Origin of the sequence: Micromonospora sp. NPDC047465 (assembly GCF_040643125.1) — a bacterium.
In the GTDB taxonomy this organism is placed as follows: Bacteria; Actinomycetota; Actinomycetes; order Mycobacteriales; family Micromonosporaceae; genus Micromonospora.
The window spans coordinates 25,783-50,418 of record NZ_JBEYTP010000046.1; the positions used below are offsets into that span (position 1 = coordinate 25,783).

Below are 24,636 nucleotides of genomic sequence, written 5' to 3' on the forward strand. Positions count from 1 at the left end.
GAGGACCTCACCCTGCCGGCCACGACGCGTGGACGGGCGTCAGTAGCGCCAGGGGTGGCCGGTCTCGCGGTACTCCTCGACGGGCACCAGCGGCACGCCCGGCGCCATCCGGTCCACGTAGAGCCGCCCCTCCAGGTGGTCGATCTCGTGCGCGACGAGCCGGGCCATGCCGAACTCGAACGAGGTGATGATCCGGCTGCCGTCGTACTGGGCGTGCTCCACGTCGATCCGCAGTGGCCGGGGCACCAGGCCACGGTGGTCGAAGAAGGAGAGGCAGCCCTCGTACTGCTCGTCGGTGTCCGGGGAGGTGTCGACCACCCGGGGGTTGAGCAGCACGACCGGCTCGGCCGACCGGTCGGGTGGTCGGACCACCGCCGCGGCCCGGCCTAGGTCGAGCTGCGGGGCGGCGATGCCCACGCCCTTGCTGAACGGGTGCAGCTCGTCGAGCCGGACCAGGGCCGCGCAGAGGCGGTCGACCACGTCCCGGGCCGCCTGCTCCTCGCCGGGCAGGTCGAACGGGCGCGCCGGCTGGCGGAGCAGGTCGCTGCCGCGCTGCACGATGCCGATGCCGCGCATCCGGTCGCTGGGCCGGACCCGCCCGGCCTCCTCCGGCTCGGCGTCGGGCCGGCCGCGGAACCGCCACTGCAACCGGTAGCGCGCGTTGAGCGGCGGATCGTCGGTCGCCCAGTCGAAGATCACCCGGTCGGCGTCGTCGCGGCGGGTCACCGGCGTGCGCAGCGGGCCCTCCTCCGCCGAGAGCGAGGTCTCCGCGCCCCAGACCTGCGGGTCGAGGGCCGCCGGGAGGTCCAGGCGTACGGCCATCTGCCGGGTGGGCAGCCGGACGGCCCGCTGGAACCAGGGGCCCCACTTGTCGTGCCCGACGCAGTACGCGTACTCGATGGTGGCCCGGTCGCCGGGGTAGAGCGGGAAGCGTCGGTCGGCGTTCTCGAAGAGCAGCCAGATCTCCTTGAAGGCGTCCCGGTCGTGCTTGGCCCGCCAGTGCATCGCCTCCTGCTCGCCCGCGTCCTCCCGGACGGCCCGCAGCCGCAGCTCGGCGAAGGTGAGCGGATGCTCCCGGTGGTGCCGGTTGGACCGCCCCGGGTCGTTCGGGTAGCGGTCGACGGCGACCCGCACCAGGTAGCGGGTGACTGGCTCGGTGCCGGCGTTGTAGAGCTCCCGCCGGATGACGCAGCGGTACTCGTCGCCGAGGTGGGTGAGCGTGGCGAGTTCCCGCTCGACGATGAGCCCGGTGCCGGGCGGCATCCACTGCCCGGGGACGGGCGGCTCCCGCAGGGCCCGTTCGGCGCGGGCGTGGCGCAGCTCGTCGTACTCCCTGAAGCGCTGCCAGATCGCGCCGCTGGCCTCCAGCACGGCCTCGGCGCGGCGCGCGAAGTCCTCGGTGGGGCGGTGCCGCCGCCCCTCGACGTGGCTGACGTACGACGGGTCGAACCCCATCAGGGTGGCGAGCTGCTTCTTGGACAGCCCCCGCCCCGTACGGTGCCGGGCGAGCTCGGCAGCGAAGGAGTCGGCAGCCCGATCGAGCGGTGAGGTCGTCATCAGCTTCCTCGTGGCCGGGAGTATCAGTTTCACGTTCTGTGGCCACGCACACACGGGAAGTGCCGTCTTGCCGACACGAGCCTTGACATCGAGCGATGTTCTTCGATACTGTGCGCCGGCGTTTCCCGCCCCGGCCCCCGGGTAGTACGCCGCACGCGGCGGAGTGATCCGCACCTCCCGATCCGGCGTAGGTGAGGCTTCCCTTAGCCCGCGAGCTGTGGTTAGGCTAGCCTTAGCTCGGCGACGGGCGCTTCGAACGGGGGGATGAGTCGGATGACAGCGGTGATGCCTGGGCGTCAGGTCGCCGCCGCGCCGCTGGCCCCGGTCACCGCCGCCCTGCGGGCCATGTTCGGCACCGACGACGTTCCCGGCCTCGCGCCCGGCCTGCTGGTCGCCGACGAGTTCGGCTGGGGCCGGGCCAGCACCCTGGTCGACGGCACCCGGCTGCCGGAGTTCCTGCACTCGGCCACCCGGCGCTGGGGTGGCACCCCGCACGCCTGCGCCGCGCTGGCCTGGAAGTCCTACAGCTACTGGACGGCGCTGCCCGTGGTGCTCGGCTGGGCCTCCGCCCGCCGGGTGCCCCTGCTCGACCCGGCCGACGTGCTGATCCACTTCGAGGACCACCGCCCGCTGCTCACCCTTGGCCTGCGCCGCTCGACCACGGTCGCGGTGCTGCCGGGCGACCCGCTGGCGCTCTCCGGGCTGCCCGAGGTGCGGGTCGTCGCCGACGAGGCCGAGCTGCTCCGGGTGCTCCGCGCCTCGCTGCTCGACGCCCACCTGGCTCCGATGATCGCCGCGATCCAGGCCGAGGTCCGGATCGGCGCGCGCACCCTGCTCGGGTCGGTGGCCTCCGGCATCGCCCACGGCATCCTCCGGGCCGCCGACGGCCTGCCCGGCTCCTCGGTCGAGACGATCGAGACCCTGCTCGGCGCGCTGGACCTCGCCGACCTGGTGGAACTCGTCCCCGGCCCGACGGGCGAGCCGACCGTGCAGCGCCGCACCTGCTGCCTCGCCTTCACCCTCCCCAAGCCCAAGATCTGCCAAGGCTGCTGCGTCCGCCCGTAGCGCCCGACCTCCCGGTCCCGCCTCAATCGGTGAGCGTACGGACGTCCCAGAGCCAGACCCCTCCGGTGTACGTGGGGCGGATGCCGGTCAGCTCGGTCATCCCCCGGCGCAGCGCGTCGGCGTGCCGGTGCGGGCCGAGGACCACCGCCCCCGCCCGCCAGTACCGCAGGTCCCCGACCGCGTCGACCCGCGCCTGCGGGGTGATCGGCGGCACCGCGCCGGTGCGCCGGATCTCGGCGAAGAACTCGCTGGTCGGCCGGGGCGGGGCGGAGAACAGCGCGACCCGGTCCCGCCCGGGACGGGTGTCCGGGCCGAGGAAGTAGCCGCGGGCGATGGGCATGTCCAGCCCGGTCCGCGCCGACCAGCGCAGCGGGTCGGCGTAGTGGGTGTCGGGCAGGGGCAGCGCCACGATGCTCCGCCCGCCGGCCGCGTACGGCCGCCAGGCGCCGGAGGTGACGAAGGCGGGGACGGGGTCGAGCCGGGTGGTGGGCAGCGGGGTGGGCAGGATCGGCAGCAGCGCCATGGCGAGCACCGTGGCGGCGGCGAAGCGGATCTGCGGTCGGGCCCGCGGGTGCCGGGCGGCCAGGACGCGCACGTGCTCCGCCCCGTAGGCGAGCAGCACCCCGACGATCGGGGTGATCGCCAGCGCCCACCGGGTCGGCACCACCGAGTGCAGGATCGGCAGGCCCTCCAGCGCCGCCCACGGGCCGGGCACCCCGGTCCCCCTCCCGTTGAGCTGAATCTCCCGCCCCAGGGAGAGCAGGCCGAAGAGCAGCGTGAGGGCGGCCAGCCCGCGCACCACGACGTGCCGGCGCAGCCACCAGAGCAGGGCGACGACCAGCACGACCAGCGGCCAGCCGAAGAAGGCGTTCTCCTCGGTCGGGTTCTTCGCCAGCCCCTGCGCCGTGCGCGCGTCACCGGCGAGGGACTCCCGGGAGTACGCCACGAACGAGGCGAGGTCCGTGGAGTAGCCGCGGATCAGCCACGGCAGTCCGTGGTAGGCCCCGGGCCCGAAGAACTGGACGTACAGCGGGTACGCCAGCAGGGCGAGCGCCACCACGGCGGCGGTGCCCAGGCCGGCGAGGAAGGGCCGGGCCCGGCGGCGCAGTTCGGGCCGGCCGAGGGCGAGCGCCCCGACGACCACGCCCAGCCCGATCGCGGTCATCAGCAGAACTTCGAGGTTGATGAAGGCCTGCCAGACGATCGCGAGCGCGAGCAGCAAACCGTTGCGCAGCCAGCGCCCGGGCTCGGCGAGCCGCAGCGTGCGCCAGATGATCAGGGGCACGACGAACTGCGAGACGATGTTGGGGTGCGCGTTCGCGTGCGAGACCATCGCCGGGGCGTACGCGCAGAACGCCGCGCCGAGCCAGGCCGGCCCCCGGGAGCCGACGACCACCCGGGAGAGCAGGAGGTACCAGGCCGTCGCCGTGGCGATCATGCCCAATGTGAGGAACAGCAGAAACGACGCCCGCGTGCCGAGCAGCAGCGTGAGAGGCGTCATTGGGATAGATACGGATAATACGGACGTATTTGCCATCAGATTGACGCTGTCCGGCACGTTCATCCGGTCGGAGGTGAACGGATAAACGAAATCGGTCACCACCCGCGCGCCGTGCGCCATCATCCACTCGAACTGGGACTGGTCCGTACGGTTGTCCCGGATGCCGTGGGCCGGGCGCAGCCACAGCCGCGCGGTCACCCAGAGGCCGAGCAGGACGAAGCTCGCCGCGGCGGCGAGGTCCGTCCACCACCCCTTCCAGGGGCGTACGCCCCGGTCGGACCCGCTTTCCGGCGCTCCGCGTCCCGGCACGCCGGCGGGGAGGTCCGATTCAGGAGTAGTCATAACGATTCGTAGAGTAGTCAGGCTATGGCACCGCCGTGACATGTTTCGGGGTACTGGCGTACCATGTGCCGGGTTCGCCGACCGCCGATCACGTGCCCACCCCCCGACCGCAATTCGGCCACCCAGGTGCCCCGATTCTTCTGCCGTCAGCGCGGATGATTCACTCTGTCGGTCCAGGCGCGGGTCGAGTCATATCGTGAGGAATCGACGCATGGCAGAAATCACTGGGGATCAGCGCGTGCAGTCCGAGGTCCTGGAAGGCCTCGCGACCGCGGTCAACCACCGTCGCTGGTTTGTCGAGCTGGCGGTGCCGCACCTCGGTGACAACCCGATCGAGATCGGCAGCGGGCTCGGCGACTACGCCCTGGAGTGGGCGGAGCAGCTGCCCCGGTTCACCGCCACCGAGGCCGACCCGGACCGGCTCGTCTCCCTGAAGGAGCGGCTGGCCGACCAGCCGAACATCGAGGTCCGCCAGATGCTGCTGCCGCACTCGGAGCGGGGCGACTACAGCGCGGCCGTGTCGTACAACGTGCTGGAGCACATCGAGGACCACGTGGGCGCGCTGCGCAGCATGCGCGACCTGGTCCGGCCGGGCGGCAACGTCATCATCATCGTGCCGGCGTTCCAGTTCGCGATGAGCCCGGCGGACATCGCCACCGGCCACGTGCGCCGCTACACCAAGAAGACCCTGGCCGACGCGATGACCGCCGCCGGCCTGACGGTGGAGAAGATCCACTACGCGAACGCGCTCGGGCTGATCGGCTACTTCATGGCGACCAAGGTCTTCCGGCTGATGCCGAAGGAGGGCCCGATGGTCAAGGTCTACGACACCCTCGTGCTCCCCGCCACCAAGGCGGCGGAGCAGCGCGTCCGCCCCCCGTTCGGCCAGTCCGTCTTCGCCGTCGCCCGCGTCCCCGCCTGACCCTCCTCCCTCTGCCCGCCCTGCCCCGCGATCTTGCACCTGCCGCCCCGACGGGGCGAAAGCCGCGAGACAAGGCCGAAGTGCAAGATCGCGGGGCAGGGAGAGGGAGGGGAGGGGGTTACTGCTTGACCTGGTAGGTGGGCCGGATGACGGCGCGGGCCAGGGTGTGGAAGGCCAGGTTGAAGCCGACCGCGGCGGGGGTGGCGTCGGGGGTGACGTCGAGGCGCTCCACGTCGAGGGCGTGCACGGCGAAGACGTAGCGGTGCGGGCGGTCACCGGCCGGCGGCGCGGCGCCGCCGTAGCCCTGGTCGCCGTAGTCGTTGCGGACCGTGAAGGCGCCACCGAGATCCTCCGCGCCCGCTCCTCTGGGCAACTCGGTGACGCTCGCCGGCAGGTTGACCAGCACCCAGTGCCAGAACCCGCTCCCCGTCGGGGCGTCCGGGTCGAGGCAGGTCACGACGAAGCCCCTGGTCTCGGCCGGGAAGCCGGACCAGGCGAGTTGCGGCGAGACGTTCCCGCCCCCGACGCTGCCGTGGGCGTACGTGGCGTCCATCGGCTCGCCGTTCTGCACGTCGTCGCTGGTCAGGGTGAACGACGACACGGTCGGCAGCAGCTCGTACGGGTCCGGGGCGATCGGTCGTTCCAGGGTCATCTGGACAGGTCCTTCCGGTGAGCGCGGTTGTCCTCCGCACCCTTCATACCCCGCCGACGCCCGCGATCGAACCCGAGGCGCCCGGCGTCCCGTACGAGGCGGCTCCGGCCCGAGCCGACACGTCACGTGCACGGTGGGCAAGAATGCCTCCCCATGGGCCTTGATCTCTACGTCGGACCGCTGACCCGCTACCACCTGAACGACTGGCTGACCATCGCACAGCAGATCGGCGCACGGGACGGATACGACGTGCGGATCGTCCGGGCGCACGAGGACGAGGACCCCGAGACCGACCCGGACATGGTCCAGAACGCCGTACGGGAGTGGCAACAGTGGCTCGGGGAGGCGCTCGGCGGCCCCGTGGACTGGCCGGAGAGCGCGACCCAGCCGTACTGGACCGACAAGCCCGACTGGGACGGTTTCGGCGCCGTCCTGCTGTTCGCCGCGTACGACGAGCGCCCGGACCTGCGTCCGAGCCCCTGGGACAAGGAAGACCGCCCGCGCGAGTTCGCCGACGCTCCCGCGTACCAGGCGGCCTCGGCCCAGCCCGAGCGCTACCTCACCCTGTTGTCCGGAGTGGAGTGGTGGTTGCCGCTCGCTGAGGATCCGCTCGTGATCGAGGCGTCCCGACCGACGGGTCAGCCGACCCGGATGGGTTCGATCGACCGGCTGGCCGCCGAGCTGCGCCTGCTGGACGAACGCGCCGGTGTCCTCGCCGGGCACGACCCGGCCGAGCTTCGGCGGGGGCTGCCCTCCGATGACCCGACGCTGGCGGAGGTCGCACGTTTCGGCCTCGCGGTGATGCTCGATCTCGCCGAGACCGCGATCGAGCACCGGCAGCCCCTTCTTCTGGACTACTGACTCACCACCCGAACGGGCACCACGACGCCCCTTGGCCGGATTCGCTCCGGCCAGGGGGCGTCGTGCTGTTCCGGGTCGGATGGTGTGCACCGGCGCCGGCCGGGACGTGGCTCGAAACATGACGAGGCGACGGATAGGTCCGCCCGCCCCCTGACCAGCATTTGTACTGGTCAGGGGGGCGTTTTTGCTGTTCATCGGCGGAGGGTGTGGGATTCGAACCCACGAAGGACATCGCTGCCCTTACCGGTTTTCAAGACCACGCGGCTCATGAGCCTGACCTGCCACTAAGCGGTTACACCCGCACATGCCGACACGGATACGGCACAACGGCCCCTCAAGACCCAGCGACGCGGCCCCACGCGCCCATGATCCGGTAGGTAGTCTCCGCTCATGATCGCGCCGCCCCTCGCCTTGCGCTCATGGCGACTCCGCGCCGCTGTAGCCGTCGCGGTCGCCCTCGCAGCCTGCCTCGCCGTGCCCGTCGGATGGGCCGCCGTTAAGACCGTCGAAGCGGACCGGGGAGAGGCAACACCGGTTGCCGCCGCACACGCCTACCTCCTGGCCGTGTTCAACGGCTCGGGCGACGAGCTGGGTATCCGGCGCTGCCTGTGCGACGACCGCGAGGCGGAACTCATGGCGGAAGCACGCGCGTGGCGTGCCGAGGTCGCCGCAATGAATTCCGAAATCAAGGTGGAGTCTGCCGATTGGAAGACGGTAGGTAGCGATGGCACCGTTTCTGCGACGATTGCCTTTCGCTTCACGCTGACCGATCAAGCTACCGGCAGCGTCACCTTTGTCCGGGGCAGTGAGCATGAATGGAGTTTTCGCGTAAAGCAAGAGCGGGGCGTCGGCGGCGGATGGAAAGTTTGCCGCGTCGACGCCCCGCCGCTTTGTGGCTCCCACCTACGTTGCTAGCATTCGGGCGAGAATCTCCGCCCGCTCGATAATGAGTAATCTTCGCGCCTGCATTGGCGCTGGGTCCGTGTGATACCCCTGAGCCGTAACCTGTTGCGGATGCTTTCGGTAGAGAACGCTTGGCCGGCCGATAAAGTAGCCGTCACTAATGACACTTGCGGCCATCAAAAGCGCCGTGTCTTCAGCAGTGGTTAGTGCCATCCAGCCCCCCAAAGCAATCACCAGCTCCCGGCGCATGCACATGGTCATCGGATGAACGGGGAGACGCCAATCGTTCTGACGCCAGAAGTCGAGTATGAAGCCTTTAGGTAGAATGCCCTCATCTGGGTCAGCATGTTCCCAACTGACAACTTCCCCGTTGGGTAGCAGGTCAAGCGCGCTAGAAGTGGTCCACCCGATTTCCGGATTTTCGGAAAGGGTCGCGATGTCTCGGGCAAGCGCGCCGCTATCCGCGAATAGGTCGTCAGAGTCGAAGGTTTTGATGAGCGACCCTCGGGCGCGAGTCAAGGTGTTCGTACGTGCTACCGCTGGCCCGCCGGCTCGGGCCATGCCAAGGCTAATTCGGGGATCGTCCATCGAAAGAGCTGCGCCGACCTCGCCCGTCTCGCCGTCTTCCTGGACCAGCCACTCCCACTCCCACCCATCCGGCAGTACTTGCTGAGCAAGCGATTCGTAGGCATGAGGCAAATACTTCGCGTTCGGCGCATGTGCCGCCGTAACGACAGAGACAATGTTCGACATTAGTTCCACGCCTTCAACTTGGTGTTATAGCTCAGCTTGATCCGACTACCGGGCCAGATAGCATCAGCTACCTCTACAACCCGGCCGGTCGTGTCGATAGAGATTTTTCGTAGAACGAGGACAGCCGACCCGCTTGGAATATCGAGAACAAGCGCCTCATCAGGCGTAGGCGTTCGCGCGACTACCTCGTCAACAATCTCGCCTACCTCGATACCGACCGTAGAAAGCTGGTGCTGGGTTCCACCCGGCCACGGTTCGTTTTCCGCGTTCAGCAGGTCCGGGTTTCGTGCAATGTGGTCATACACAAGGTAGGAGGCTCCCGTTCCCATTGGTGCCCGTTCTGAGCGCTTCCGGGTGTGGTAAACCCTCCGAAGCAGGCGGGTGCCCTCGGGCACGTTAAATACTGCGGCAATCTCGGCGGTTGCTGGTATCTGCGTGTACTCGGCGTAGAAGTCGAGATCATCGCGGTTGAGGCCGGTATCGCGCTCCGTCGCACCCGCCGCGCGCCGTTCATCCGCTGGAAGCCGGACCCGATCCTTTTCCCACTGGTACCGCTCAGTGGTTCTCACCATCGGCGGCCGTTGCTGTCGTACGTAGTTGCCAGCCCCCTGGCGCTTATCGATCAGCCCCTCTTGAAGCAGCAGCTCCAACGCTCGCCGCATGGTGTTGACCGTCACCCCATAGTCGCGGGCCAGGTCAGTCTCTGCCGGTAGGCGCGTGTCCGGCGCGAAGCGACCCGCACGGATCTTGCTGCGCAGGTCAGCCGCCACCCGGTCGTACTTGCTCGACATGCCGGTTCCCCTCTCACGGTCGCGCCACAAGTCTAAGTCCTTCAAAGGTCTTGACACAGTCGGAACGTGACGGAAGACTCCCCTCCAAGTCCTTTAAGGGACTTGAGTGACATAGCCGAGCGGGAGCCGGGGAAGGTGGCGCACTGCGCTGCACGCCCACGGGCCGGTCGTGTGGTCGTTCATTGAGAACTTCACAGCAGAAGCGCCGCGTAGATCCGTCTGCGGCATCCCCGCCTTGAGCCACACGGTGGTCGACCCCGGTAGGTCCCGGGCGAGCGGGGCGAGCGGGCCGGGTCTTGGCGCGCGGTTTGGGCTTCTGCCTCTTGTTCCTGTTCGTCCCGGGGTGCAGCCGGTCTGGTCGCACCCCGGGCCTTCCTACTTCATCGACTCCCTGGAGGTTTTCCGTGCGAACGCACCTCGCCCCCGTCACCGCCGAGCCGACCGCCGCCGACCTGGCCGCGATCGACATGGAGTGGCCGCTGATCGCGGCCGAACTGGACGTACTCGACGCCGAGATCACGATGCTCTACGCCGAGGACCACGGCGGCCCGACCGTGCTGGACTGGCGGCGGCTGCGCCGCGCCGAAGCCGGCGTCACCCGCGCCGCCGCCGAGCTGGCCGACCGCACCGCCGGCCCGCGTCGCGCGGCCTGATGTCTCGCATCCGCGCCGCCTACTTCGATCCGGACGGGGCGCGGTACGGCATCCCCACCTACTGGTGGCGAGGTGCCCCGCCTGGCTATGCCACCCGCCGCCAGCTCCGCGCCGCCGGCCTACGGCCCGGTGGTCAGCCGGTCGCCGCTCAGGTGCTCTGGCGCGGCGTCGGCGGCACCCGCGCCGCCTACCTGTACCGGGTCGACCTGGCCCGCCCCAAGCGCACCGCCACCCCCGCCCAACGCGCCGCCATCGGCAAGGCGCTGACCGCCCGCCGGACCTGCCCGACCTGCGGCACGGTCCGGCCCTACTACATCCCGCGCTCGCTGGGCGAATGCCTCGCGTGCGCCTTCCCCCAGGAGGCCGCAGCATGACTGCCCCCACCATCAACGGCACCCGCTACCCGCAGCCCATCGAGGCCCTGTTGCCCGCCGCCCGCGCCCTGGACCTGCCCGAGGGACAGACCCTCCCATCGCGCAACCGGCTCATGCGAGAGTTCCGCATCGGCGCGCCCAAGGCTGACGAACTGCTCGCCCGTCTCAAGGCCGAGCACGAGCAGCGCACCCGCACCGAGCAGACCCGTACCGCGATGATCGTCCGGGGCGCGCTCCTGACGCCCCCCACCGACCCGGCCCCGGTGCCGCTGGACTACGCCGAGCCGATCGGCCCGCACCCGGCCCCCGCACCGGCCGCACCCGAGCACACCCCGCCGGCCGACCCGACCCCGACCACCCCGCCGAAGATCACGCCCGCCGAGCCGGCCGAGCAGGTCACGGCGGTCGGTCACCCGGACACGTCCGCCTCGCCCACGCCGGCCCGTCCGGCGGTGGTGTGGCCGGTGATCCTGCTGGCCCTGCCGGCGTTCGTCGCGATCTGGGGCGGCTGGGTTGGCCTCGGCGGACTCACCGGGTTCGGGAAGGTGAACCTACTGCCCGGCATCGGGTCCGGCTGGACGATCGACACCGCGATCACCCTCCCGATCGGCGTCGAGACGTACGGCGCTTATGCGCTCTACGTGTGGCTGTCCGGGCGGGTGCCGGACCGGGCGCGCCGGTTCGCCAAGTGGTCCGCCATCGCGTCCCTCGCGGTCGGCGCGCTCGGCCAGGTCGCCTACCACCTGTTGGTGGCCGCCGGTATGACCTCGGCCCCGTGGTGGATCACCACCGCCGTCGCGTGCCTCCCCGTCGCGGTGCTCGGCATGGGCGCTGCCCTCGCGCACCTCGTGCGGTCGCACGACTAGTTCCGCCCGGCAGCGCGGCCACCTGGCTTCCCAACCTGCGCCGCGCTGCCGGCCCTCACCCCTCAGCCAACGACCTCGGGAGAGACCACCCATGTTCGCAGACCCCACCGGCCGGCACGCTGCCGCGTTCGCCGCCGTCTTCGCCGCTCTCTACGCCGCTCACCAGGTCGCCGACCACTGGGTGCAGACCCAGCATCAGGCCGACTGCAAGGGTGAGCCCGGATGGGCCGGCCGCCTCGCCTGCGCCGCGCACGTCGCCGCCTACACCCTCACCGCTCTGGTGGCACTGGTCACCCTGATCCTGGCGACCGGGTTGCGGCTGGACCCGTGGGGTGTCGGGGTCGGTTTGACGATTTCGGCGGTGTCGCACTACATCGCCGACCGGCGCACCCCGCTGCGCCGCCTCGCCGAGCTGCTCGGCAAGGACCCCATGTGGCTGACCCGGGGCGGCGGCATGTACGCCCTGGACCAAGCCTGGCACTACGGGTTCCTGTTCGTCGCGGCCCTGATGGCGGCGGCATGAGCCACCTCGACCGGCACCCCCTGATCCGCATGCTCCGCGCCTTGGACCTGCCCACCAGCGAGTACGTGGTGTTCGGGTCCGGGCCGCTACTGGCCCACGGTCTGCGCACCCAGCTCGGCGACCTGGACATCGTCGCCCGGGGCGCAGCCTGGCACCGCCTCGCCGCGATGAAGGCACCCGAGGTCGCCCCGTCCGGGCACGGGCAGATGGTGCGCCTGCAAATCGAGGCCGCCGACCAGTGGCTACCCGGCTTCGACACCGGCCACCTCATCGCCACCGCCGAGCATCACGCCGGTATCCCGTTCGCCCCGCTGACCGAGGTCATCCGCTCCAAGCGCCTCACCGGACGCCCCAAGGACCACCGCGACATCGCGCTCATTGACACCGCTACCCGCTGGCACTGACCGCCTGACCTCTCGCAAGGAGGAACCCCCTGATGGCAAGCATTTCGATCGGCAGCGCCGGACGCGTCACCACCGGCAACTCGCAACTGTGGTGCCCGGCCTGCGGCAACGAGAGCAACTGGCGAGACATCACCGCCGACAACGAGCGCACCTACGCCACCTGCGGCGGCTGCGGCAACCGCATCTCCGTCAAGAACTGACCCCCGCCCGGCGGCACGGCACCTGGCCTCGACAACCGCGCCGTGCCGCCGGCCCTCATCCCCCGACCCTCACGGATCAGATGGAGGAACCCCCATCATGACCTTCCCGCGAGATGACGACCGTTTCGACTGGCAGGCCGCAGAGCGCGACCTGCACGACAGCACCGACCGCGACGCCGACGTGGTGGACCTGGACGCCGCTCGGTCCCGCCGGCAGGCACCTGCCGGCCCGGATGACGGCGGCGATCTGGCCGACGGCCCCGGGCGGCTGGTCGACTCGCCCGAGGCGCAGCGGTCCCCGCGGTTCACCGTGGCGGGGTTGCAGGGTGCGAAGCGTCGGCCGATCGTGCCGGCGTGGCTGCGCTCGCGCGCCGAGCTGCGCGACGCGGCCCGCTGGACGATCGGGCACCTGTTCCACGCCGGGGCCTACCACCTGACCCGCACCCCGAAGTACGCCGGCAAGCTCGCGTGGCGCGCGCCGCGCGGCGCGGCCCGGCTGCTGACCGGCTGGGGGCGGTGGCTGTTCGACCTGCAAGGCGAGCACGTCCGCCAGCTCATGGCCGACAAGGGCGACGCCGAGATGTACCTCAAGGCGTCGAAGCTGCGTGACCAGCGCGTGCGGTGGCGTGGGTTCGTCACCGCCGCCGTGGTGCTCGGCGTGCTGCCCGCACTCGGCATCGCCTACGCCCTGGCCCCGCCCGGCGCGCGGTACGCCACCATCGCCGCGATCCTGGCCGCCCTCGGCGCGCTGGGTCGCCCGGCCGACAAGCCGCTGCTCGACACCGCCGTGGTGGTGCCGAAGGTGCAGAAGCTGACCTCGGATGTGGTGGTGCGGGCGCTGGGCAACCTCGGCATCACCGGCATCAACCAGGCCATCGCCAAGGGCGACCGGGGCAAGGACTGGTTCCCCGCCCCGATCACCCGCGACGGCCCCGGCTGGCGCGCCGACGTGGAGCTACCCAACGCCGTCACCGCCACCGAAGTCATCGACAAGCGGGAGAAGCTGGCCGCCGGACTGGGCCGCCCCCTCGGGTGTGTGTGGCCCGAGGGACAACCCGAGGTGCACCCCGGCCGTCTCGTGCTGTGGGTGGGCGATCAGGACATGTCCAAGGCCCGCAAGCCCGTGTGGCCGCTGCTCAAGGGCGGCACCGTGGACCTGTTCCGGCCGCAGCCGTTCGGCACCGACCCGCGCGGCCGGTGGGTCGAGCTGACCCTGATGTTCATGGCGATGGTCATCGGCTCCATCCCCCGCATGGGCAAGACCTTCACCCTGCGAGAGGTGCTGCTCATCGCCGCGCTCGATCCGCGTGCGGAGATCCACGCCTACGACCTCAAGGGCACCGGCGACCTGTCCGCCCTGGAACAGGTCGCCCACCGCTACCGCGCCGGTGAGGAAGACGAAGACATCGAGTACGCCGTGGCCGGCATGCGGGAGCTGCGCGAGGAGCTGCGCCGCCGCGCCAAGGTGATCCGCGACCTCCCCCGGGACCTGTGCCCGGAGAACAAGGTCACGCCCGAGCTGGCGTCGAAGAAGTCCCTTGGCCTGCACCCGCTGGTTATCGGGGTGGACGAGTGCCAGAAGTGGTTCGAGCACCCCGAGCACGGCAAGGAACTGGAGGCCATCAGCACCGACCTCGTGAAGCGCGGGCCGGCCCTCGGGATCATCCCCGTGTTCGCTACCCAGCGGCCGGACGCCAAGAGCCTGCCCACGGGCATCTCGGCGAACGCGTCCACCCGGTTCTGCCTCAAGGTCATGGGCCAGATGGAGAACGACATGGTGCTCGGCACCTCGCAGTACAAGCAGGGCGTACGGGCGACCATGTTCGCCTGGACCGACAAGGGCACCGGCTACTTCGTCGGTGAGGGAGCCGACGCCCGGATCACCACCACCGTCAACATCGACGGGCCGATGGCCGAGCGGATCGCCGCCCGCGCCCGCGCCGCCCGCGAGGCGGCCGGACGGATCACGGGGCACGCCCTGGGCGAGCAGCCCGCCGCCGCCCCGGCGCTGTCGTTCCACCTCCTGGACGACATCGCCGCCGTGGTGCCCGCCAACGAGGCCAAGGTGTGGTGCCGCACCGTCGCGGCCCGGCTGGCCGAGCTGCGGCCCGAGGTCTACGACGGGTGGGACGCCGAGCGGGTCACCGTCGCGCTCAAGCCGTTCGGCGTGAAGGTCGGGCAGACGTGGGGCACCGACCCGGACACCGGCAAGGGTGCCAACCGGGGCGGTTTCGAACGCGCCGCCATCATCGCTGCCATCGCGGAGCGTAACCGGAAGCGGGACGCGAGCTAGCCACGGATTGGTCCTAGGTCTAGGAGCAGAGGGCTCCTAGACCTAGGACCGCCCCTAGGACGCCATCCGAACCCTGATCAGGACGCTAGGAACCTAGCGGCCTCCCCCGAACACGCCCTAAAACCGGCCCTGGAGGCTGTCATGACCCCCCGCACCCTGCTAGCCACCGCCCCCTGCCTCATCCTCGCACTGCTCACGCTCGGTTACCTCGCCGTGTGTGTGGCCGCGCCGTTCGGTCGCTGCCGCACCTGCAACGGCACCGGCCGCAAGCGCTCCCCGCTCGCCCGTGCTCGGCGGGAGTGCCGCCGCTGCGCCGGCACCGGGCTGCGGCTGCGCGTCGGCCGGCACGCCATCAACCACATCAAGGACGAGTACGAGGCGGGCAAGCGATGAACCGCCGCGCCGGCCGCGCCGGTCACACCGACTGGTGCGGCCGGGACCACCGCTGCAACCTCGGCGAACACCGGTCGGAAGAGATCGTGGTCGACATCGCCGGCCACGCCCGCGCCGTGCTGGTGCGGGTGCGCACCGCTGCCGGCCGCGATCACGCCGAGGTGCGCGTCAGGGTCGCGCTCGCCCCAGGCGAGGTGGCCGCGCGGCGGCAGTTGGTCGGGCTGCTGGGTGACCTGCGGCAGGCCGTCACCCGCGCCGCCATCGTCGCCCGGCCTCGACCGGGGCGGGCCGCCGGGTGACCGCCGGCCGCACGGGGCCGGCGGCCCGGTGCGGCCACTGGATCGGCACCGCCGGCCGCTACTGCCACACCGCCCACGGCATCCGGCCCTACCTGCAAGGCCCCCGCTGCCCCGCCCACACACCCGCAGCGGTCGCCGGGCGGCCGGAGCCACCGTCCACACCCCTGTTCCCGCGATCGACCGAAGGAAGGGACCTCATGCCCGACCCTGACCTGTTGGCCGTTGCCCTTGCTCACGCCGCGCGCGGATGGCACGTCTTCCCGCTGCGTCCCGACGCCCGATCCGGCGACGAGGACGAGGCCAAGCGGCCTGCGTTCCCCAATCGCTGCACCGCCGAGCGCTGCGACCGTGCCGACCCGCGCTGCCGTGCCGCCGGCCGTCACGTCGGATGGGAAGAACGCGCCACGACCGACCCGGACCGCATCCGGCGCGCGTGGTCGACACGCCCCTACGGCGTCGGCATCGCCTGCGGCCCGTCCGGGCTGGTCGTGGTCGACCTGGACGTGCCGAAGCACGCCGACGACACCCCGCCCGCCGTCTGGGCCGGTGCGCGTGACGGCCTGGACGTGCTCGCCGCCCTAGCCGGCCGCCACGGCGGCACCGTCGACACGACGTACACCGTGACCACCGGCCGGGGCGGCAGCCACCTGTACTACCAGCACCCGACCAGCGGCCCCGAGCTGCGCAACACCACCGGAGACCGGGGCGGCCTCGGGTGGAAGGTCGACACCCGCGCCCACGGCGGCTACGTCGTCGCCGCCGGCAGCACCGTTGCCGGCCGCCCCTACGCGGTGGCGCTGGACTGCGACCCGGCGCCGCTGCCCGGATGGCTGGCCGGGCTACTCACCCCCGCCCCGCGACCCGCCTACCGGCCCGCCACGGTGGCGCTGCCGGCCGACCGGCGCGGCCCCTACGTCGCGGCGGCGATCCGCCGCCAGGTCGCCCACCTCACCGCCGCCCCCGACGGGCAGCGCAACCACGCGCTGTTCACCTCGGCGGTCGCCCTCGGGCAGCTCGCCGCCGGGGGCGCGCTCACCGACGACGACGTGACCGCCGTTCTCGAACCGGCGGCGCTGTCGATCGGACTGCGGCCCGCCGAGGTCGCGCGCACGATCGCCTCCGGCCTGCGCACCGGAGCACGCAACCCACGCCACCTCACCAACATCGGAAGGACGGCGGCATGACCACCCGCCTACAGATCGGCTCCGGCCCCGAAACCATCCGCGTGCTCAAGGCCGCGCTCGTCGACGGGCTGTTGCCCGACACCTACGTGTCGGCCGGGTCGCTGGTCCACATGGAGGCCGTCTCCGGTGGCCTCGCCACCGCCGCTGACGAAGACTCGCCGCTGCCGGTGTCGGCGAGCATGGTCAACCCCGCCGGACTGGCCGGGCTGCTCGCCGAACACGCCTACGTCTACCGGCTCAAGACCCGCAAGAGCGACACCGGCGACCCGGAGATGTTCGAAGACGAGGTGACCCCGCCCCGCGACATCCTGTCGTCGGTGCTGGCCGGCAAGACGTGGCCGGGCGTGCCGCCGCTGCGCGGGATCATCGGTGCCCCCGTGCTGCGCCGCGACGGCACCCTGTTGCAGCGGCCCGGCTACGACCCGGCAACCGGCCTCTACCTCGCCTCCAAAGTCGCGCTGCCGCCCGTGCCCGACGAACCGACCCCCGAGCAGGTAGACGAGGCGCGTACGTTCCTGCTCGGCCGGTTCCTGCGTGACTTCCCGTGGGCCAGCGCCGCCGACCGGGCGAACTACGTGGCGCTGCTGGCCACGCCGATCCTGCGGCACTTCACCCGCAGCCTGACGCCGTTCGCGCTCATCGACGCGACCATGCCGTCATCGGGGAAAACGATCCTGACGGCCGGGCCGGGAATGCTGTACGGGCAGCGCGTCATGACCTGGGCATACTCCGACGAAGAACTCCGCAAGAGCATCACCGCGGTGCTGGCCGAGCAGGTCGGCGTGGTCATCTGGGACAACCTCGCCGAAGGAACCGTCATCGACTCCGCAGTGCTCGCCCAGCTCGTCACGAGCGGCGTGTGGTCCGACCGGCAGTTGGGCGCGTCGCGCAACGTCGCCACCGTCAACGACCGGCTGTGGATGGCCACCGGCAACAACCTGCAAGTCGGCGGAGACATGGCGAGTCGCACCGTGCGCGTGCACCTCGACCCGAACATGCCCCGCCCCGAGCTGCGCGACCAGCGCGGGTTCGGCATCCCGCACCTCGACCAATGGATTACCGACCCGGCCAACCAACTCACCGTCCTGTGGCACCTCCTGGTCCTCGTCCTCGACTGGACGCGACGAGGAGCACCCCGGGTCACCGGGTTGTCGATGCGGCAGTTCACCCCGTGGGCGCAAGCCCTTGGCGGGTTCCTCGCACACCACGGCATCGACGGGTTCCTCACCAACGCCGCCGACGTGCGGGAGATCGATGAAGACGAAACGCGCTGGCGCGCGTTCCTCACCTGCTGGCACGACCGCCACGGCGGCCGTGCGATGACCGCCGCCGAACTCAGGCAAGACGCAGAGCCGATGCACCTCGGCAGCGACGTCAACGACCCGTGGGACGGGCAGTTCATCACCACCCACAACGGCCGCCTACCCAACCCCCTGCAACTCGGCCGACTGTTGACCGGGCAGGCCGGACGCTGGCGCGGCGATCACGTCATCCGGGCCGGCAAGAACGACCGGGGCGACCGATCCGTGTTCTGGGTCGAACGCCACGAGGGGTAAACCCGCTGAACCATCTCCGCATCTCCGCAACGCCGCACCAACCCCGCTCTACCAGGGGAAACACTCTGCGGAGATCCGAACCTAGAGGATCATCGATCTCCGCATCTCCGCAACCACTGCGGAGATGACACCCCCTTTGCGGAGATGGCCCCTCAGTAGCTCTCCGCATCTCCGCAAGCATTTGCCCAGCTCACAGGCACGTTTGCGGAGATGCGGAGATGCGGAGATGGTTCAGCCCTCCCGCGCAGGAACGCACCGGCCACCCGCCGCCGATCGACGTAGGACCGGCCCGCTGAGAGCCACACAGACACTCCGGTGCATCCCTTAACCCCAACCCACCGCAGATCTTGGCTCTACGGCGCTCTCAGCGGGCCGTTCTACGCCCCCCTGCCGAACCGGCCGCCCGAATCACGACTGGACCCGCCCGACGACCGAAAGGCCGCCAGCATGCGAATCAGGCTGCATGGCACCCCCGCAGAAACCACCGCCACCCTTGCCGCGCTTGCTCGCGTCCTCACCATCCGCGCGGTCAGCCGGCCCTATCCCGACCGGCCCCCGTCCACCCGGCACCGCATCTACCTCGACGCCACTCCGAGGGAGGACACCCGCCCATGACCACCCGCCGCACCCCGACCGGGAACCTGCTCACCCTCGCCGAAGTCCTGGACGAACTCCGCGTGCCCCGGTCGACCTTCTTCCGCTGGAAGGCCACCGGCCGTGCACCCCGAACCATCAAGTACCCCAACGGCAGCCTGTACGTCCGCCGCCGTGACCTGGATGCCTGGCTTACCGACCATGAGGAAGAGGCAGCCGCTTGAGTAGCTATAACGTGCGAATTCACGCGATCCTGACCAACGAGTTGTCCGGCAAGACGAAGTCGTACACGGTCCGGTGGAAGGTCGCCGGCAAGCCGTTCCGGAAGACGTTCGCCACCCGCGCACTGGCCGAGAGCTACCGGTCGAAACTGGTCGTGGCGCAGCGCGAGGGAACGGCGTTCGATGAGAAGAACGGGCTACCCGAACCGATGGCCCGGGAACTGAACAGCCGGAATTGGTACGACCTGGCTGTTGCATTCGTGGACATGAAGTGGCCGCGTGCCGCAGCCACCCAGCGCAAGAGTATCGCTGACGCGCTCACCACTGTTACGCCCGCGCTGCTCGCCACATCGCGCGGAGCGCCGGCCGAAGCGGACATCCGCCACGCGCTCTACGTCTGGGTATTCAACAAGTTGCAGCGCGACCGCGACAACCATGTGCCGCCCGAGCGCCTTGCACCGGTTGTTCGGTGGCTCGGCGCGAACACGCTGCCACTGTCAGAGGTGGCGAATCCGGCCACCATCCGAAAGGCGCTCGACTTGCTGACGACTCGGATTGACGGACGGCCGGCCGCCGCAAATACCGTCGCCAGAAAGCGCGCAGTGTTCTACAGCGCCTTAAAGTACGCAGTAGAGCTGCGTTACCTCGACGCCCACCCGATGGACTTCATCCAGTGGCGAGCGCCGAAGAATACCGATCAGGTCGACCGAAAGGTGGTGGTCAACCCGAAGCAAGCCCGCGCACTGCTCACGGCGGTACGGGAACGCGATCCACACTTGGAAGGCTTCTTCGCCTGCATGTACTTCGCCGCCCTCCGGCCGTCTGAGGTGATCCACCTACGCGCCGACGAATGCGAGCTACCCGAGAAAGGGTGGGGGTGGCTACACCTCAGCGGCTCTACACAGCAGGTCGGCGAGGATTGGAGCGACACCGGCCGATCGCTGGAAGACCGGGAGTTGAAGCACCGAGCCAAGAAGGCAACGCGCGACGTGCCAGCCTGCCCGGAGTTGGTTCGCATCCTGCGGCACCACCTCCGCGAGCACTGCCGCGATATCAACGGCCGGATGTTCAACGCCGCTGGCGCTCGGGTGGCCCCGGTGTCGAAGAGCACCTACCTGCGTGCCTGGCGGCAAGCGCGGGAGGCGGCGCTGACGCCGGTTCAGCAGCGCTCGCCGCTGGCGCACCGGCCGTACGACCTGCGGCACGCCGCCGTGTCGCTCTGGCTCAACGCCGGAGTACCGGCTACCCAGGTCGCTCAGTGGGCCGGTCACAGCGTGCACGTGCTGTTAAAGGTCTACGCCTCGTGTATCGACGGGCAGGACGAGGCGGCGCGGAATCGGATCGAGGGAGCGTTGGGCACCGAGCAGCCGGAAGTGGCCGAGGGAGAGCCGGGAGACGCCGACACGTAAACGACACGACCAGTGAGACGCGGCGGCCCCGAGCGAGACGAAGTGAGACCGATTCACCATCCATAGACACGCCCCCTGACCGGCGTTTGCGCTGGTCAGGGGGCGTTTTTGCTGTTCATCGGCGGAGGGTGTGGGATTCGAACCCACGAAGGACATCGCTGCCCTTACCGGTTTTCAAGACCAGCGCCATCGGCCACTAGGCGAACCCTCCCGGGCCGCGCCCCGCAGGGGTACGCGACCGTGCCTAGTCTGCCACGGCGGCGCACCGGGCGAGCGGGCACGGCACCCGCGTTGAGATGATCGGCGGCGTGTGGGAGACCCCGTCCGTCGTGCTGATCACCGGCATCATGGCCGCCGGCAAGTCCACTGTGGCCGAGGCGCTGGCCGGGCGGCTGCCGCGTGCGGTGCACCTGCGTGGCGACGTCTTCCGGCGGATGGTGGTCAGCGGGCGGGAGGAGATGACCGCCGAGCCGTCGGAGGAGGCGTGGCAGCAGTTGCGGCTGCGCTACGACCTCGCGGCGTCGGCGGCGGACCGCTACGCCGCCGACGGCTTCACCGTGGTGCTCCAGGACGTGGTCCTCGGCGCGGAGCTGCCGGCCATGGTCGACCGCATCCGGCACCGCCCGCTGGCGGTCGTCGTGCTCGCGCCGAGCCCCGAGGTCGTCGCCGCCCGCGAGGACGCCCGGGAGAAGACCGGGTACGGCGACTGGCCGGTCGCCGACCTGGACGCGGGGTTCCGCGCGGAGACGCCCCGTATCGGGCTCTGGCTGGACACCTCCGCGCAGACGCCGGGGCAGACGGTGGACGAGATCCTGGCCCGGGCGTGGACCGACGGGCGGGTGGGGTAGACACAGGGCATGCGCGCGATGACGATCCCGGAGCCCGGCGGACCCGACGCACTGGTCTGGAGCGAGGTGCCCGATCCCGAGCCCGGCCCCGGCGAGGTGGTCGTCGACGTGCGGGCCACCGCCGTGAACAGGGCGGACCTGCTGCAACGGCAGGGGCACTACCCGCCGCCGCCGGGCGCGCCCGCGTACCCCGGGCTGGAGTGTTCCGGGGTGATCAGCGCGACCGGGCCCGACGTGGCCGGCTGGGAGGTCGGCCAGGAGGTCTGCGCGCTGCTGGCCGGCGGCGGGTACGCGGAGCGCGTCGCCGTGCCGGCCGGGCAGTTGCTGCCGGTGCCGGCGGGGGTCGACCTGGTCGACGCGGCGGCGCTGCCCGAGGTGGCCTGCACGGTCTGGTCGAACGTCGTGCAGCTGGCCCGGCTCGCGAAGGGCGAGACGCTGCTGCTGCACGGCGGCGGCAGCGGGATCGGCACCTTCGCCGTTCAGCTCGGGGTCGCGCTCGGCGCCACGGTGGTGGTCACCGCCCGGGCGGCCAAGCACGAGCGGCTGCGCGAGCTGGGCGCGGCGCACACGATCGACTACCGCGAGCAGGACTTCGTCGAGGAGGTCCGGCGGGTCACGGACGGTCGGGGCGCCGACGTCATCCTCGACATCATGGGCGCCTCCTACCTGCCCCGGAACGTGGCGGCGCTGGCCACCGACGGCCGGCTGGTGGTCATCGGCATGCAGGGCGGCCGCAAGGGCGAGTTGGATCTCGGCGCGCTGCTGGCCAAGCGGGGCACGGTCGCGGCCACCGCGCTGCGGTCCCGGCCCCGGGAGCAGAAGGCGGAGATCGTCCGGGGCGTCCGCCAGCAGGTCTGGCCGCTGGTCGAGGCCGGCGCGGTCAGGCCGATCGTGGACCGCCGGCTGCCGATCACCGAGGCGGCGCAGGCGCACCGGCTGGTCGAGTCGAGCGACCACGTCGGCAAGGTGCTGCTCACCACCGGCTGACGCGTCGACCGGGCCGGCGCAGCATCACGAGCTGGCCGGCCGGCGGCCGGTGCCGCGCCGCGCTGTGCCCGCCACCGTCGTCCGCCGCGTCGCCGTCGTCCGCCGCCGGGTCGCCGTCGTCCGCCGCCGGGTCGCCGTCGTCCGCCGCCGGGTCGCCGTCGTCGTCCGCCGCGCCCGCCATCGTCGGCCGCCGGGTCGCCGTCAGGCGGCCGGCGCCGGGTCGGCGGCCGGGCGGGGGAGCATCAGGCGCGCTCCCGAGCCCTCTCCGGAGAGCGAGTCGTCCGGGTTGTAGAGCGTGCAGCGCCGCAGCGACAGGCAGCCGCAGCCGATGCAGCCGTCGAGGTCGTCGCGCAGCTTGGTCATCAGCCGGATCTTCTCGGTCAGGCGCTCCCGCCAGGCCGCGGAGAGCCGCGCCCAGTCCTCCGCGCTGGGGGTACGGGAGGCCGGCAGCGAGTCCAGCGCCTCCCGGATCTCCTCGAGCGAGATGCCGACCTGCTGGGAGATCCGGATGAACGCCACCCGGCGCAGCTCGGTGCGGGCGTACCGGCGCTGGTTGCCACCCGTCCGCTCGGCCCGGATCAGCCCGAGCCGCTCGTAGTAGCGCAGCGCCGAGGGGGCCACGCCGCTGCGGGTGGAGAGCTGGCCGATGGTCAGTGACTCGTGCATCACGTCGCCTTGAGTTGAAGCGGACTTCAACTTGCAGGCTAGCGGCATGACCACGATGACCGCCAACGCGGGTCGGGTGGCGACCGCCCCACCGCCGGACGACCCGACCGTGCCGCCCCTGCCGGGGCCCGTCGCCCCGCTGTACGAGCGGATCCGCGCAGGACGGGAGTTCGGCGCGAACGTCCGTTCCACGGTCGACGTGCTCTGGGTTCTCTACGACCGGATCCTGCGGATCACCCCGGAGACCGTCGACGCGCCGGAGCGGGACCGGTTCCTGCTCTCCAAGGGGCACGCCGTCGCCGGCTACTACGCCGTGCTCGCCGCGAAGGGCTTCGTCCCCGCCGACTGGCTGGACGACCAGGGTGGCCCGGGGAGCCGGCTCGGCGACCACCCCGACCGGATGCTGGTGCCCGGGGTGGAGATCGGCTCCGGCTCCCTCGGCCACGGGCTCGGGCTCGGCGTGGGCACCGCGCTCGGCCTGCGCGCCCAGGGCCTGCTCACGCCCCGGGTCTTCGTGCTGCTCGGCGACGCGGAGCTGGACGAGGGATCCAACCACGAGGCGATCGCGTACGCGGGCGCGACCGGGTTGGGCAACCTGACCGCGATCGTGATCGACAACGGCTCCGCCACGCACGGCTGGCCGGGCGGCGCCGCGGCCCGGTTCACCGTCAACGGCTGGACCGCCGCCACCGTCGACGGGCGGAACCACGACGCCCTGCACACCGCCCTGACCGGGCAGGACAACCACCGGCCGCACGTCGTCGTCGCGGTCGTCGACCAGGGGGAGTGACCGTGCGGGACCGTTTCGTCGACACCACCACCGCGCTGCTCGCGGACGATCCGCGTACGGCGCTGGTGCTGGCGGACATCTCCGCCGCCGCGTTCGCCCCGGCCGCGCGGCGGCACCCGGACCGGGTGCTCAACGTCGGGATCCGCGAGCAGTTGATGGTGGGCGTGGCCGGCGGGCTGGCGCTGACCGGGCTGCGGCCGATCGCGCACAGCTACGCCCCGTTCCTGGTCGAGCGCGCGTACGAGCAGCTCAAGTTGGACCTCGACCACCAGGGTGTGGGCGCGGTGCTGGTTAGCGTCGGCGCGTCGTACGACCGGGCGGCTGCCGGGCGCACCCACCTCTCGCCGGCGGACGTCTCGCTGATCGACACCCTGCACGGCTGGACCGTGCACGTCCCCGGCCACCCCGACGAGGTGCCGGCGCTGCTGCGGGACGCGGTGGCCGCCGACGGCTCGGCGTACCTGCGGCTCTCCACCCAGCACAACGACCGGCCGTACGGCGGCGACGGCGCGCTGCGCGTGCTCCGGGACGCGGGGCCGGGTGCCCCGCTGCTGGTCGCGGTCGGCCCGGTGCTGGACGCGTCGCTCGCCGCGGCGGCCGACCTGGGCGTCACGGTGGCGTACACCCACCGGCCCCGGCCGTTCGACACCGCGGGGCTGCGGGCACTGGCCGGCACGGAGGTGATCCTGGTCGAGCCCTACCTGGCCGGGACGTCGGCGCGGGTGGTGTCGGCGGCGCTGGCCGACCGGCCGCACCGGCTGCTGGCGCTCGGCGTCGGGCGCGAGGAACTGCGCCGCTACGGATCGGCCGAGGACCACACCCGGTGGCACGGGCTGGACGCCGCCGGGCTGCGCCGCTCGGTCGGCGGGTTCCTGGAGTCGGCGCTGGCGCCGGCCGGCCGCTGAGCCCGCGACGACCCGCCGCGGGGCAGGTTTCGGCGGCGGGTCAGCGGGTCGGGGCCCCGAGGGGACGGCGGCGGGTGCGCTCGCGGCCGAGGATCCAGAGCGCCTCGACACCGTCCTTCCACGT

The 24,636-nt window shown here is 71.3% G+C and carries 29 protein-coding genes and 1 tRNA gene; 22 read left to right on the top strand and 8 right to left on the bottom strand.

Features of this window, described 5'->3' with window-relative positions:
- Positions 1 to 39 precede the first annotated feature (39 nt).
- Entirely contained in the window at positions 40 to 1,557 is a 1,518-nt protein-coding gene (locus tag ABZ793_RS29235; RefSeq protein ID WP_357462763.1) for a peptide deformylase, read from the bottom strand.
- Positions 1,558 to 1,842: 285 nt separating this feature from the next.
- Between ABZ793_RS29235 and ABZ793_RS29240 the strand changes: the two genes are divergently transcribed.
- Complete coding sequence (locus tag ABZ793_RS29240; RefSeq protein ID WP_357462766.1) at positions 1,843 to 2,622, top strand: ferric iron reductase; 780 nt, start codon at positions 1,843 to 1,845, stop codon at positions 2,620 to 2,622.
- Between the two features lie 22 nt (positions 2,623 to 2,644).
- On the opposite strand, the gene ABZ793_RS29245 is transcribed toward ABZ793_RS29240, so the two are convergent.
- Complete coding sequence (locus ABZ793_RS29245) at positions 2,645 to 4,465, bottom strand: hypothetical protein (protein WP_357462768.1); 1,821 nt, start codon at positions 4,463 to 4,465, stop codon at positions 2,645 to 2,647.
- A 211-nt stretch (positions 4,466 to 4,676) separates the two neighbouring features.
- On the opposite strand from ABZ793_RS29245, the gene ABZ793_RS29250 reads away from it, so the two are divergent.
- Complete coding sequence (locus tag ABZ793_RS29250; protein WP_357462771.1) at positions 4,677 to 5,387, top strand: class I SAM-dependent methyltransferase; 711 nt, start codon at positions 4,677 to 4,679, stop codon at positions 5,385 to 5,387.
- Positions 5,388 to 5,505: 118 nt separating this feature from the next.
- Here ABZ793_RS29250 and ABZ793_RS29255 read toward each other — a convergent pair whose 3' ends face one another.
- Complete coding sequence (locus ABZ793_RS29255) at positions 5,506 to 6,039, bottom strand: YbhB/YbcL family Raf kinase inhibitor-like protein (protein WP_357462773.1); 534 nt, start codon at positions 6,037 to 6,039, stop codon at positions 5,506 to 5,508.
- A 153-nt stretch (positions 6,040 to 6,192) separates the two neighbouring features.
- Between ABZ793_RS29255 and ABZ793_RS29260 the strand changes: the two genes are divergently transcribed.
- Together ABZ793_RS29260 and ABZ793_RS29265 are read left to right on the top strand one after the other, a co-directional pair.
- Positions 6,193 to 6,900, top strand: a complete 708-nt coding sequence (locus ABZ793_RS29260) for a hypothetical protein (RefSeq protein WP_357462776.1) — start codon at positions 6,193 to 6,195, stop codon at positions 6,898 to 6,900.
- Positions 6,901 to 7,290: 390 nt separating this feature from the next.
- Positions 7,291 to 7,815, top strand: coding sequence for a hypothetical protein (locus ABZ793_RS29265; RefSeq protein WP_357462779.1), 525 nt, complete (start codon positions 7,291 to 7,293; stop codon positions 7,813 to 7,815).
- Here the strand turns inward: ABZ793_RS29265 and ABZ793_RS29270 are convergent.
- The gene (locus ABZ793_RS29270) at positions 7,804 to 8,556 is read right to left on the bottom strand and encodes a glycosyltransferase family 2 protein (protein ID WP_357462842.1); all 753 of its coding nucleotides are present in this window, start codon (positions 8,554 to 8,556) and stop codon (positions 7,804 to 7,806) included. The genes ABZ793_RS29265 and ABZ793_RS29270 overlap by 12 nt on opposite strands.
- A complete protein-coding gene (locus ABZ793_RS29275; protein ID WP_357462782.1) occupies positions 8,556 to 9,347 on the bottom strand; it encodes a GntR family transcriptional regulator in 792 nt (263 codons plus the stop codon). Before ABZ793_RS29275 ends, ABZ793_RS29270 begins: the two co-directional genes overlap by 1 nt.
- A gap of 404 nt (positions 9,348 to 9,751) precedes the next feature.
- On the opposite strand from ABZ793_RS29275, the gene ABZ793_RS29280 reads away from it, so the two are divergent.
- From ABZ793_RS29280 to ABZ793_RS29345, 14 genes are all read left to right on the top strand, one after another.
- On the top strand, positions 9,752 to 10,000 hold the full coding sequence (locus ABZ793_RS29280; RefSeq protein ID WP_357462785.1) for a DUF6284 family protein: 249 nt from the start codon (positions 9,752 to 9,754) through the stop codon (positions 9,998 to 10,000).
- A complete protein-coding gene (locus ABZ793_RS29285; protein ID WP_357462788.1) occupies positions 10,000 to 10,374 on the top strand; it encodes an RRQRL motif-containing zinc-binding protein in 375 nt (124 codons plus the stop codon). Before ABZ793_RS29280 ends, ABZ793_RS29285 begins: the two co-directional genes overlap by 1 nt.
- Complete coding sequence (locus ABZ793_RS29290; RefSeq protein ID WP_357462791.1) at positions 10,371 to 11,240, top strand: ABC transporter permease; 870 nt, start codon at positions 10,371 to 10,373, stop codon at positions 11,238 to 11,240. Before ABZ793_RS29285 ends, ABZ793_RS29290 begins: the two co-directional genes overlap by 4 nt.
- 91 nt (positions 11,241 to 11,331) lie before the next feature.
- On the top strand, positions 11,332 to 11,763 hold the full coding sequence (locus ABZ793_RS29295; protein WP_357462794.1) for a DUF3307 domain-containing protein: 432 nt from the start codon (positions 11,332 to 11,334) through the stop codon (positions 11,761 to 11,763).
- On the top strand, positions 11,760 to 12,167 hold the full coding sequence (locus ABZ793_RS29300; RefSeq protein ID WP_357462797.1) for a hypothetical protein: 408 nt from the start codon (positions 11,760 to 11,762) through the stop codon (positions 12,165 to 12,167). The genes ABZ793_RS29295 and ABZ793_RS29300 overlap by 4 nt, the downstream gene beginning before the upstream one ends.
- A 32-nt stretch (positions 12,168 to 12,199) precedes the next feature.
- Positions 12,200 to 12,367, top strand: coding sequence for a hypothetical protein (locus ABZ793_RS29305; RefSeq protein ID WP_357462800.1), 168 nt, complete (start codon positions 12,200 to 12,202; stop codon positions 12,365 to 12,367).
- Between the two features lie 97 nt (positions 12,368 to 12,464).
- Positions 12,465 to 14,660 carry a cell division protein FtsK gene (locus tag ABZ793_RS29310; protein ID WP_357462803.1) on the top strand — a complete coding sequence of 732 codons (2,196 nt, stop codon included), beginning with the start codon at positions 12,465 to 12,467 and terminating at the stop codon, positions 14,658 to 14,660.
- Positions 14,661 to 14,801: 141 nt separating this feature from the next.
- A complete protein-coding gene (locus ABZ793_RS29315) occupies positions 14,802 to 15,053 on the top strand; it encodes a hypothetical protein (RefSeq protein ID WP_357462806.1) in 252 nt (83 codons plus the stop codon).
- Positions 15,050 to 15,352, top strand: a complete 303-nt coding sequence (locus ABZ793_RS29320) for a hypothetical protein (protein ID WP_357462809.1) — start codon at positions 15,050 to 15,052, stop codon at positions 15,350 to 15,352. Before ABZ793_RS29315 ends, ABZ793_RS29320 begins: the two co-directional genes overlap by 4 nt.
- Positions 15,353 to 15,549: 197 nt before the next feature.
- Positions 15,550 to 16,536 (top strand): bifunctional DNA primase/polymerase, encoded by a 987-nt coding sequence (locus ABZ793_RS29325; RefSeq protein ID WP_357462812.1) that lies wholly within the window; start codon positions 15,550 to 15,552, stop codon positions 16,534 to 16,536.
- Complete coding sequence (locus tag ABZ793_RS29330) at positions 16,533 to 18,092, top strand: hypothetical protein (protein WP_357462815.1); 1,560 nt, start codon at positions 16,533 to 16,535, stop codon at positions 18,090 to 18,092. The genes ABZ793_RS29325 and ABZ793_RS29330 overlap by 4 nt, the downstream gene beginning before the upstream one ends.
- Before the next feature lie 447 nt (positions 18,093 to 18,539).
- Positions 18,540 to 18,707, top strand: a complete 168-nt coding sequence (locus tag ABZ793_RS29335) for a hypothetical protein (RefSeq protein ID WP_357462818.1) — start codon at positions 18,540 to 18,542, stop codon at positions 18,705 to 18,707.
- Positions 18,704 to 18,910 carry a helix-turn-helix domain-containing protein gene (locus ABZ793_RS29340; protein ID WP_145774200.1) on the top strand — a complete coding sequence of 69 codons (207 nt, stop codon included), beginning with the start codon at positions 18,704 to 18,706 and terminating at the stop codon, positions 18,908 to 18,910. Before ABZ793_RS29335 ends, ABZ793_RS29340 begins: the two co-directional genes overlap by 4 nt.
- Entirely contained in the window at positions 18,907 to 20,316 is a 1,410-nt protein-coding gene (locus ABZ793_RS29345) for a tyrosine-type recombinase/integrase (protein ID WP_357462821.1), read from the top strand. Before ABZ793_RS29340 ends, ABZ793_RS29345 begins: the two co-directional genes overlap by 4 nt.
- A 122-nt stretch (positions 20,317 to 20,438) precedes the next feature.
- On the opposite strand, the gene ABZ793_RS29350 is transcribed toward ABZ793_RS29345, so the two are convergent.
- Positions 20,439 to 20,527 (bottom strand) — tRNA-Ser (locus ABZ793_RS29350).
- A 97-nt stretch (positions 20,528 to 20,624) separates the two neighbouring features.
- Here ABZ793_RS29350 and ABZ793_RS29355 point away from each other — a divergent pair.
- Positions 20,625 to 21,164: an AAA family ATPase gene (locus ABZ793_RS29355; RefSeq protein ID WP_357462824.1), complete on the top strand. Its 540-nt coding sequence runs from the start codon at positions 20,625 to 20,627 to the stop codon at positions 21,162 to 21,164.
- A gap of 9 nt (positions 21,165 to 21,173) precedes the next feature.
- Positions 21,174 to 22,151 (top strand): NAD(P)H-quinone oxidoreductase, encoded by a 978-nt coding sequence (locus tag ABZ793_RS29360; protein ID WP_357462827.1) that lies wholly within the window; start codon positions 21,174 to 21,176, stop codon positions 22,149 to 22,151.
- Here the strand turns inward: ABZ793_RS29360 and ABZ793_RS29365 are convergent.
- Together ABZ793_RS29365 and soxR are read right to left on the bottom strand one after the other, a co-directional pair.
- Complete coding sequence (locus ABZ793_RS29365; RefSeq protein WP_357462830.1) at positions 22,138 to 22,332, bottom strand: hypothetical protein; 195 nt, start codon at positions 22,330 to 22,332, stop codon at positions 22,138 to 22,140. The two genes, ABZ793_RS29360 and ABZ793_RS29365, sit on opposite strands and share 14 nt — an antisense overlap.
- A gap of 20 nt (positions 22,333 to 22,352) precedes the next feature.
- The gene (soxR, locus tag ABZ793_RS29370) at positions 22,353 to 22,817 is read right to left on the bottom strand and encodes a redox-sensitive transcriptional activator SoxR (protein ID WP_350712442.1); all 465 of its coding nucleotides are present in this window, start codon (positions 22,815 to 22,817) and stop codon (positions 22,353 to 22,355) included.
- 46 nt (positions 22,818 to 22,863) lie between these two features.
- On the opposite strand from soxR, the gene ABZ793_RS29375 reads away from it, so the two are divergent.
- Positions 22,864 to 23,607, top strand: coding sequence for a transketolase (locus ABZ793_RS29375; protein WP_357462833.1), 744 nt, complete (start codon positions 22,864 to 22,866; stop codon positions 23,605 to 23,607).
- Positions 23,608 to 23,609: 2 nt separating this feature from the next.
- Positions 23,610 to 24,512, top strand: a complete 903-nt coding sequence (locus ABZ793_RS29380) for a transketolase (protein WP_357462836.1) — start codon at positions 23,610 to 23,612, stop codon at positions 24,510 to 24,512.
- Positions 24,513 to 24,636 lie beyond the last annotated feature (124 nt).